Consider the following 9,572-nt stretch of genomic DNA (forward strand, 5'->3'; position numbering starts at 1 on the left):
TTAAGTCCATGACGCTTCTAACCGAAGAACAGACGATGATTTCTGATATGGCGAAGGGGTTCGCCATGAAGGAGCTTCGCCCGAACGCGGCGAGGTGGGACAAGGAAGGCAATCTTGATCGCTCCAAGCTGGAAGCGCTCGGAGAGCTTGGCTTTGGCGGCATCTATACGACCGAAGAGCATGGCGGCTCTGGCCTCACGCGGCTCGACGCGGCGCTGATCTTCGAACAGCTTTCGCGCGGTGACATCAGCCACGCGGCCTTCCTGTCGATCCATAATATGGCGACATGGATGATCGACAGCTTCGCGCATGACCAGCTGCGCGCGAAATACGTCCCGCGCCTGACGGCCACCGAACTCATCGCCTCCTACTGCCTGACAGAGCCGGGCGCAGGCTCTGATGCGGCCAGCCTCAAGACGACGGCAAAGCTGGAGGGCGATGAATATGTCCTCAATGGCGCCAAGGTCTTCATTTCAGGTGCTGGCTTTTCGGACGTCTATGTCGTCATGGCGCGCACCGATGATGGCGGCGCGAAGGGCGTGTCGACCTTCATTGTCGACAAGGATGCGCCGGGGCTTTCTTTCGGCAAGCATGAAGACAAGATGGGCTGGCGCGCCCAGCCGACCGCCATGGTCAACTTCGACGACTGCCGCATCCCGGCGACCAACCGTGTTGGCGATGAGGGGCATGGCTTCAAATTCGCCATGGCCGGCCTTGATGGCGGACGCCTCAACATTGCAGCGTGCGCGCTTGGCGGGGCGCAGGATGCGCTCGACCGCGCCTTCGCCTATGTGCAGGAGCGCCAGCAGTTTGGCCGCGCTATCATCGAGTTTCAGGCAACGCAGTTCAAGCTCGCCGATATGGAAACAGAGCTCGCGGCCGCCCGCGCGCTTCTCTATGAGGCCGCCACCAAGCTCGACAAGAAGACGCCCGACGCGACCAAGTTCTGCGCCATGGCAAAGCGCTTCGTGACGGACACATCCTCCAAGGTCGCCAATGACGCGCTCCAGCTTCATGGCGGTTACGGCTATCTCGGCGACTATGAAGTCGAGCGCATCGTGCGCGATCTTCGTGTCCACCAGATCCTTGAAGGCACAAATGAAATCATGCGCGTCATTGTCGCGCGTGAAATGATGAAAGGCCAGGTATGAGCGATCAAGTCATTATCGCCCGCAAAGAGGGCCGGGCAGGGCGGATCACGCTGAACCGCCCGAAGGCGCTCCATTCCCTCAATCAGGAAATGTGCGATCTGATGATCGAGGCGCTTCTGGCCTGGCGGGATGACGATGCGGTTGAGCTGGTCATTGTCGATCATCTCGAAGACACGCGCGGCTTCTGCGCAGGCGGTGACATCCGCATGCTGCAGGATTCCGGCAAGGCCGATGGCAAGGAAGCGCAGGCTTTCTTCGCGGCTGAATACCGCCTCAACACGCTGATTGAGGAATATCCAAAGCCCTACGTCGCTATCATTGATGGCGTCACCATGGGCGGCGGCGTTGGTATCTCCGTGCATGGCGATGTGCGCGTCGCAACGCCCAACACGACCTTCGCCATGCCTGAAAGCGGCATTGGCCTTTTCCCGGATGTCGGCGGTGGCTGGTTTCTGCCGCGTCTCAAGGGAGAGCTTGGCCAGTGGCTGGCCCTCACGGGTGCGCGCCTCAAGGGTAAGGATGTCCTCGCCGCAGGTGTTGCGACGCACTTCACTGAGGACGCGACCGGCCTTGCTGCGAAGCTTGCAAAACAGGGTCTTTCCGCTCTGGATGGGCTGGAACAGTCGGCAGAAGGCAGCTTTGCCGAACACCTGTCTGAGATCGATGGCTGCTTCGGTAAGGACACGGTCGAGGAGATCATCTCCTGCCTCGAAGTGGGCAGTGAGTGGGCCCAGAAACAGGCCGAGACGCTGAAGACCAAATCACCGCTCACGCTGAAAGTAGCGCATCGCCAGCTGCGCGAGGGCGGCAAACTCACTGATTTCCGCGAGAACATGAAGATGGAGTACCGGATCGGGTCCCGCATGGTCTGTACCGAGAACTTCATCGAGGGCGTGCGCGCCGTCCTCGTGGACCGCGACAATGACCCCAAATGGGTCCCGGCCGATCTGGCCTCAGTGGATGAGAAGCTGGTCGACAGCTTCTTCGCGCCGCTAGGGGCAGACGAGCTTACATTTCTCTAGGGAGGAGACCCCACCATGACGAAGATTGCATTCATTGGCCTCGGCAATATGGGCTCCGGCATGTGCGCCAACCTCGCCAAGGCGGGCCATGACGTACAAGCCTTCGACCTCAACGCAGACGCGGTGAAAGCCGCTGTCGCGGCTGGGGCGAAAGCAGCTGCAACCGTCGGCGAGGCAGTGAGCGATGTGGATGTCGTGGTTTCCATGCTGCCAGCCGGCAAGCACGTCCATCAGGTCTATTTCGGCGATGACGGTGTCACGGCGCACGCGAAACAGGGCACACTCTTTCTCGATTGTTCAACCATCGCTGTTGAAGAAGCGCGCGATGCTGCCGCAAAAGCGGCAGAGGCGGGCTTCTCCTATATGGACGCGCCCGTGTCCGGCGGTGTCGCGGCTGCCGAGGCTGGCTCACTGACCTTCATGGTGGGTGGCCCCAAGGACGGCTTCGAGAAGGCAAAGCCGGTTCTCGATGTCATGGGCAAGAACGTTTTTCACGCGGGCGACCCCGGCAATGGGCAGGTCGCCAAGATCGCCAATAACATGCTGCTCGGCATTTCCATGATCGGCACATGCGAGGCGTTCAACCTTGCTGAAAAGCTCGGCCTTGATGCGCAGACCTTCTTCGACATCTCGTCCACCGCGTCCGGTCAGTGCTGGTCGATGACGAGCTATTGCCCTACGCCAGGACCTGTCTCCACCGCACCGTCGAACCGCGGCTATCAGCCAGGCTTCGCGGTCGCCATGATGCTAAAGGATCTGCGGCTTGCCATGGGCGCAGGCGATGATGTCGGCGCCGATACACCGCTCGGCAATCACGCCCAGCAGATTTACGCAAAGCTGGACGAAGATGGCTTCGGCGATATCGACTTTTCCGGCGTGATGCGGCGCCTCAAAGGCGAGCTTTAGTCCTTCTTGCCGCTACCTGGATCATCGAAATCCCGCGTCCACTGGACGGAGAGTTCCTGACCTTGCTCTTCACCTGTATTGGTGGCGGCCTCGACTTCGATATTTTCGATCGGCTCCCACTCGATGGCAATTCCAGGCGCGCCGGTCGCGCCTGAGCGCACCTCAAGATAGACATTGTCGGTAAGGTACTTGCCGCTCGTCACCTCCACGCCGCCGCTGGCACCGCTGCCGACATCGAACGTGTCGAGGCCCAGCGCGGTCTCGATGCCGCCGAGAAGATCGAAGCCACCGCCACCGGAAAGTTGGGCTAGGGCCGCTGCAAGCCGCGCCGTTTCCAGCGCAGTCAGCTGAGTCGGGGAGCGACCGAACAGCACCCGCGAGAGCACTTCGTCTTCCGGCAGCACAGGCTCTGAGGTGAGCTCAATTTCGGGCCGTGACACGGTGCCGACCACGTTCAGGATGGCGGTAATGTCGTCGCGCGTCTCATGCTCTGCGCGGACGGAAAGGCGGCTTTCACCGAGATCTGGCGCCAGCCGGACCGTGCTTTCCCCAAACTCGAACCGCTTGCCGATGAGGTCAAACCGGCCGCGCACGATTTCTGCCTGACCGGTGATGATCGGGCTGCCAATCGGGCCCTCAATGTCGGCATCGAGGGCAAGCTCTGCATTGACGCCGCGCCCGCTAATGTCGATCCGGCCAGGCGCGTTCAGGCTGATATCGAGACGGGTAGCCGCCTCCTCGACGTCCTCCTCTTCTTCTTCTTCACCCGGCTGTCGGAAAGTCACGTCCAGCGTCGGCGGACCGCCCTGCGGCAGGTTGGCGAGATTGATGGAGCCTTCATCGACTGTGAGGTCCCCTGTAATTTCGAACAGGTCAGGCTGCTGGTTCAGCGACAGCGTCCCGCTTACCGTTGCAGAGCCCTCGCGCCGCTCGGTGACGACGAGGCGGTTGGCACGGATCTCGACATCGCTGCGGCCAGAACCATCGACGGCCATTGAGCCGCTGCCTTCAAGCGTGCCGCCGGACCGACCACGCGCGGCAAAGCTCGCCAGCGTGACGGTGCCGCTACCAAGACGCGCATCGGCGGAAATCCGGTTGAGCACCATGCCAAGGTCGCCATGCTCGAAAACACCGTCGGAGAACTGCACCGTACCCGAAAAGCTCTCATTCAGGCTTGGCAGGTCGCCCGACAGGTCGGCATCAACCACGCCTTGCAGCACCATTTGCGGGGGGATGAAGAGCGCGGCAATTGCTTCTATCTGACCGCTGGCATTGGCGGAGAAAGGCATGCTGGCGCCTGACACAGGCTGAATGAATGGTGCGTTTTCAAATGTGTTCACGGGCACCTGAATCGTCGCGCGTGCCTCTAGCGATTTATTGTCCAGCGCGCGAAGCGCAAGATCCAGCAGGTCCGATTGCAGGGTGCCACTGACAAACAGGTCAACCGGCGGCAGGTCAGTTCCTGGCCGCGCCACGCCGCGCATTTCCGCTTCAATCGGGCCACTGAGTCCACCTTCGGCCGTTTCGTCAAAGGCGAGAGAGAGGTCTAGCGCGCCGTCCAGCGCCGGGCGACCGATCAGAACCAGAAGCGGGGCCAGGTTGAGCCCGTCTGCAGATGCGCGCAGCTGCGTGTTTCCGCGCGTGGTGAGGCTGGCAGAAACTGAACCGCCGAGCGCAGCGAGCTCTGTCGACGCCTTCATGCCATCTTCAAACGAGGCGTAGCGAAGCGGCTCCTGCGTCACCAGGGTTAGCTCCCCAAGACTGGCGTCCACACCTGCCACCAGTTCAGTCGCGCCGCTTGTCAGGCCACTCAGATTGCCATCCACGTTCAGCAGCGTTCGATAGGACAGACCGTCAACTTCTGTGCTGCCATCCATCTCTACGATGAAATCAGCATCGTCCGGCGTGCCAGTCGCCCGGATGACGAGCGCATCGGCGCGTGTCGGTCCAGCCGCCACCTCTTCCAGCGTTGCATCTATTGTAAGGGCTTCACCTTCGATGAAGGCACTCGCATCGATGCGGCGGGCGGGAAGGCCGTCAGGCAGCTCGCCGCGTACATTTGCTTCACCGCGCATCGCGCCAAGCTCGCCGCCAGACCCGCTGATCGTCGCGTTCGCCGTCAGTGGCCCCCAGCTTGCTTCCAGCCCGTCCACCTGCCAGTCAGCCCCATTGATGGCGACGCCTGTCTCGATATCGAGCGGACCATTGGTCGTGCCCGCGCCAAGCGAAACAGAAGCATTGATCGTGCTGCCGCCATAAGTGCCATCAGCGGCAAGGGCGATATCCGTAAAGGTGAAGCTCTCGCTGGCAAGCTGCGGGGCATTCAGGTTCACGACGAAATCCATAGCGTCGAGCGTGCCCGAAACGTCGGCGCGACCGCTCACACTATCGAGCGCATAGCCTGCCACAGCCGCCTCACCAGCCTGAAGCTGGAGCGACGCCGATATCGCCTGCTCGCTGCTCAACCGGCCAGACCCGTCCAATGACAGCGTGCCGCTTTCCAGCGAAATCTGGCTGAGATCCACCGCATTATCGGGTTGAAGGACGCCGCGCACGTTTACGAGCGCCGAGCCAGTGGCCCAGTCACTCAAGGGGGCTGGCAGGGCGCCAAGCTCGGTTGCATTGATGCGCGTATTGAACCGCGTGGAGCCCGCGCCAGCGCGGCTCGCTTCGAAATTACCCTGCAAATTGACCGGTCGCGCCAGCTCAGCCGCATTGCCGTCGATCTGGAAGCTGCCCGAGACATTGGCGCTAAGCGATGGCGCCAAGGTGATATCGCCCTGAGCGGCAATGCGGCCTGCGCGTCCCCGAATGACCGTCTCGCGCAGGTCGATCGTTCTCTGCGCGATATCGTAGTCGCCATTCAACACGAGGACCGGCGCGCGACCTGCAATCTGTCCAAGCGTGCCCGGTAGGGCCGCGCCTGCAGCGGTCAGCGTCGTGCGCACGCTCGCGAGACGCTCGCGATAGGTGGCCGTCATCGGGCCGGACACGGTCTCCGCCTCGAATGATGGCACATCCACACTCAACGCCCGCACATCGCCGTCGAACCGCGCTGTGCCGCCTGCATAGACGAGCACGCCGTCAACCATGGCTTCGCCGACCGACAGATTCTCGACATTGGCATACCGGGTCGGATTGTCCGCCGTCAGCCGCAGGTCCGCGCGATAGCCGCCTCCCTCGGCCCGCTGCGCAATCGCGCTTAGCTCCAGGCCATCAGCCATGGCGGTGATGTCCAGTGTAAGGCCCGTCTCGCCGCGGGACAGATCGCCCTCAATAGTCAGCGTTTCGCCCAGCGTTTTAGCGATCTGCCGTGTGAGCGGGTGAAGCGCTGGCTGGATATCTGACTGGAAGCTGATGATCTGGTCGCGCGCCTCTGCATCGAGGGTAACAAGCGATGCCCCGCCAATTTCGATATCGGCATCGGCCCGCCAGTCGTTCAGCGCACCTTCCGTGCCGAGTTTGGCCGATATCGACTGATCGGGGTCAAGCCGGGCGAGGCTTGCAAACAGACCGCCAGCTGGCCCGTCCAATGCCAGTTCTCCCTGAACCCGGAAGTCGTCTGACCAGGTAAGATCAGCCAGCAGCTCATCTCCATTGCCATCCAGCGGGACGACAGCCATCTCGGACCGCCCGCCATCGCGCCCGACACGACCTTGCGCCTGAATGTTCAGGGAAAGGGTGCGCGGGATGACGCCTGCATCTGTTCGAAGTTCTCCAATCCGCAACCGCCCAAGTTCGCCAGCGCGCAGTGGCATAGATCCGCCAGAGGAAGGTTCATTTTCGGATGTCTGGAGCACGGGGCGGCGCAGGACATGGATAAGGTCTGCTTCCAGCGCTTCGATGGTGAGAGCACGCTTGCGCAGGTCGAATGGCTTCCAGTCTGCCAGCAAATTTTCCGCGATCAGCCAGATTCCATCTTCGTCGGCTACCGTGAGACGATCGATCCGAAATGTACCGAGCAGGTCGCCTGACAGGCCTTCGACTTCGATTTCCTGACCGGATGGGTCGGCCGCCTCGATCCGTGTTTCCACGAACTCACGGCCAAAGCCGGACTGCGCTGCGTATCTCGCGGCCAGGACAAGAACGATGATCAGCGCCAGAAGCACACCGAGCAGGATCGCCGACCATTTCAGGAGACGGCGCGTCAGGCTCCGCTTACCGGCGGGCTGGTTTGGTGTCGGGTCAGTCGTACTCATTAAAAGGCCTGACCGATCGAAATGTAGATCTGGACCGGATCGTCAAAGTCTGTGGGGTTCAACGGTGTCGCCACATCAAGGCGGACTGGGCCGGCAGGCGTGGTGTAGCGAACGCCAATGCCTGCGCCATAGCGCGCATCGCTGAAGTCGGAGAACTGGCTTGTCGAAACAGCGCCTGCGTCGACGAATGCCACCACGCCGATGTTTGGCCGAACGGCGTAGCGCCCTTCGATCGAAGCTTCGATGACCGAGGACCCGCCGAGCGGTGTGCCATCGTCGGCGCGCGGCCCGATTGCCTGATAGGCATAACCGCGAACGCTGCCGCCGCCGCCAGCATAAAAGCGCGTATCAACCGGCAGGTTTTCGACGTCCGCGCCGACCACGGCGCCTGCCTTTAAACGCCCGGCCAGTACAAATTGCCTGTCTTCGTCGAACGGCACATAGGCACTTACCTGACCGACCGAGCGAACAAACGGGCTGACTTCGTCGCCGAAGGCATAGCTTGGTTCAACCCGCGCATTGGCCCGCCAGCCTGAGCGTGGGTCCAGAAGGCTATCAGTCTTGTCGAGGCGGGCATCTGCATAGACTGAAACGATCTGAAGGTCGCGCTCGCCATACTCGTCTTCTTCGTTGGCGATTTCGCCCTGCACGCCATAGGAATAGGTGAATTCCGGGCTCCGCACGACTTCAAAACCAACGCCGGCGAAGACTGCCTGACGGTCATAAGCATCCGTCGTCTCATTGTTCACGCCGGCTGAGAGGATAAGGCCGCGCCCATATCCGAACTCGTTCGGCCGCCGCCAGATGACTTCCAGGGACTGCTCCAGTTCGGCAACGGTAAGATCTGCGCTCAACACGTCGCCGCGCCGCGTCAGGTTGCGGCGGGTCAGTTCCGCGTTGAGACCAAAGCCTTCGCTGGTCGAGTATTTGCCGCCGAGGCCAACGGAGTTCTGCGGCCGCTCGGTCAGCGTGACGACCACATCGCGGATTTCTTCGCCAGCCTCGGTCTTTCCAGATGCTTCGCTGGCGAGATCTGCGCGCGCCACCTTGAATATGCGGGTTTCAGCAAGGCGCGTGTTGAATCTCGATAGTTCGGAAGGGTCATAGACGGTGCCAGCCTCATACGGAACGAGCCGGTTAAGGTAGCTCGCCTTCGTCTTGATATCGCCGTCGGGAAACCGGGTCTCGCCAAAGACGACGCGGGGGCCGGTACGCGTTTCATAGGTCACGCTCAGTGTTTCGGCGTCGCGGTCGCCCAGGACGCGGCGCTCTTCGACCTCGGCATAGGGATAACCTGCATTGCGCAATTCATTCGTGATCCAGCGCTCTGCATCGATGACATCGGAAGGGATTGCCGGGCGTCCAGCGCGAACCGGCAGGCCTTCGCGAATACGCGCCTCGTCGGTTTCGCTTGGGTTCGTTCCGATGAAGGAAACTTTTACACGGCCAAGCGCAAACCGCGGGCCCGTATCAATACGCAGGCGCGCTTCGGGCGCATCTGTACCCAGAACGGCGAGGTCGATCTGCGGATCGTAATAGCCTTTACTATTCAGCGCGCTTCGTACGGCTTCAGCGGCACGCCTGCCCTGACGGCGTGCCTCTAGCGCCGTCTGAGGGTCGCTTTCGTCTGGAAGCGCATCCTGGAGTGTTGATCTCAACTCGTCGCCGGGGCGATCTCCTGCAAACTCGATATCGACTTTCTCTGCTGCAGCAGAGGCCGCCATCGTCATGAGGACGACAAGCAAAAAGATAAGTCGATTAAACATCAGTCCCCGGCTCTTTAAGTAACAACCCGGCACCGCCGCGGGCATCTGTTGCCTTGCGATGGCGACGATACCCCTAAGCGGTATATTGGCTGCAGTGGAATTCAACGTTGTCTACGTTGTTATGTTTCCGCTTTCGGCGCGCAATTTACAGTTCGGACATGTCGAATTGAGCGGACACCTGCCTGTCGTGCGGGCGCTGATCGGCAGCAAAGGCAGAAAGTTTCACGTGAATTTAGAAAGAGATTAGGAAATTGATCGTTAGATGGCATCAGGCATAGTTGCGACATTGAAAGGTGTATGGCACCAGAGCGGACCTGATTTTCTATCGCTGGGACGAAAACGTGACAAAGAAAAAGTCGCCTTCCCGGGAGAACCGCAAATCGCCATCACCCTGGATGAAGGAACCGCCTGTTGGGGAAGCCCTGCGAAAGGCTTATCGGGATGTCGCTGAAGAGCCACTGCCCGAGCGTCTGCAGGATCTGATCCGGCGCCTGCGAGAGCAGGAAAGAAAAACGGATTGAGGCACGG

The 9,572-nt window shown here is 61.1% G+C and carries 6 protein-coding genes; 4 read left to right on the forward strand and 2 right to left on the reverse strand.

The window, feature by feature from the left end:
* Nucleotides 1-8 precede the first annotated feature (8 nt).
* Genes O4G74_RS14940 through mmsB form a run of 3 tightly spaced genes read left to right on the forward strand, consistent with a single transcriptional unit; the run spans nt 9 to nt 3,079 of the window.
* On the forward strand, nt 9-1,151 hold the full coding sequence (locus tag O4G74_RS14940; protein ID WP_269403355.1) for an acyl-CoA dehydrogenase family protein: 1,143 nt from the start codon (nt 9-11) through the stop codon (nt 1,149-1,151).
* Entirely contained in the window at nt 1,148-2,173 is a 1,026-nt protein-coding gene (locus tag O4G74_RS14945) for an enoyl-CoA hydratase/isomerase family protein (RefSeq protein WP_269403356.1), read from the forward strand. Before O4G74_RS14940 ends, O4G74_RS14945 begins: the two co-directional genes overlap by 4 nt.
* A 15-nt stretch (nt 2,174-2,188) precedes the next feature.
* Nucleotides 2,189-3,079: a 3-hydroxyisobutyrate dehydrogenase gene (gene mmsB, locus O4G74_RS14950; protein WP_269403357.1), complete on the forward strand. Its 891-nt coding sequence runs from the start codon at nt 2,189-2,191 to the stop codon at nt 3,077-3,079.
* Here mmsB and O4G74_RS14955 read toward each other — a convergent pair.
* On the reverse strand, nt 3,076-7,278 hold the full coding sequence (locus tag O4G74_RS14955) for a translocation/assembly module TamB domain-containing protein (RefSeq protein ID WP_269403358.1): 4,203 nt from the start codon (nt 7,276-7,278) through the stop codon (nt 3,076-3,078). The genes mmsB and O4G74_RS14955 overlap by 4 nt on opposite strands.
* Entirely contained in the window at nt 7,278-9,044 is a 1,767-nt protein-coding gene (locus tag O4G74_RS14960) for an autotransporter assembly complex protein TamA (RefSeq protein WP_269403359.1), read from the reverse strand. Before O4G74_RS14960 ends, O4G74_RS14955 begins: the two co-directional genes overlap by 1 nt.
* 395 nt (nt 9,045-9,439) lie before the next feature.
* Here O4G74_RS14960 and O4G74_RS16485 point away from each other — a divergent pair, with 395 nt between their 5' ends.
* Complete coding sequence (locus O4G74_RS16485; RefSeq protein ID WP_419715404.1) at nt 9,440-9,565, forward strand: NepR family anti-sigma factor; 126 nt, start codon at nt 9,440-9,442, stop codon at nt 9,563-9,565.
* Nucleotides 9,566-9,572: the final 7 nt, after the last annotated feature.

Origin of the sequence: Henriciella marina (assembly GCF_027213945.1) — a bacterium.
Lineage (GTDB): Bacteria > Pseudomonadota > Alphaproteobacteria > Caulobacterales > Hyphomonadaceae > Henriciella > Henriciella marina_A.

Bases quoted from the DNA above. Each gene is read 5' to 3' on its own strand.
- O4G74_RS14940 (WP_269403355.1), top strand. From the start codon at position 9: ATGACGCTTCTAACCGAAGAACAGACGATGATTTCTGATATGGCGAAG.
- O4G74_RS14955 (WP_269403358.1), bottom strand. From the start codon at position 7,278: ATGAGTACGACTGACCCGACACCAAACCAGCCCGCCGGTAAGCGGAGC.
- mmsB (WP_269403357.1), top strand. From the start codon at position 2,189: ATGACGAAGATTGCATTCATTGGCCTCGGCAATATGGGCTCCGGCATG.
- O4G74_RS16485 (WP_419715404.1), top strand. From the start codon at position 9,440: ATGAAGGAACCGCCTGTTGGGGAAGCCCTGCGAAAGGCTTATCGGGAT.
- O4G74_RS14945 (WP_269403356.1), top strand. From the start codon at position 1,148: ATGAGCGATCAAGTCATTATCGCCCGCAAAGAGGGCCGGGCAGGGCGG.
- O4G74_RS14960 (WP_269403359.1), bottom strand. From the start codon at position 9,044: ATGTTTAATCGACTTATCTTTTTGCTTGTCGTCCTCATGACGATGGCG.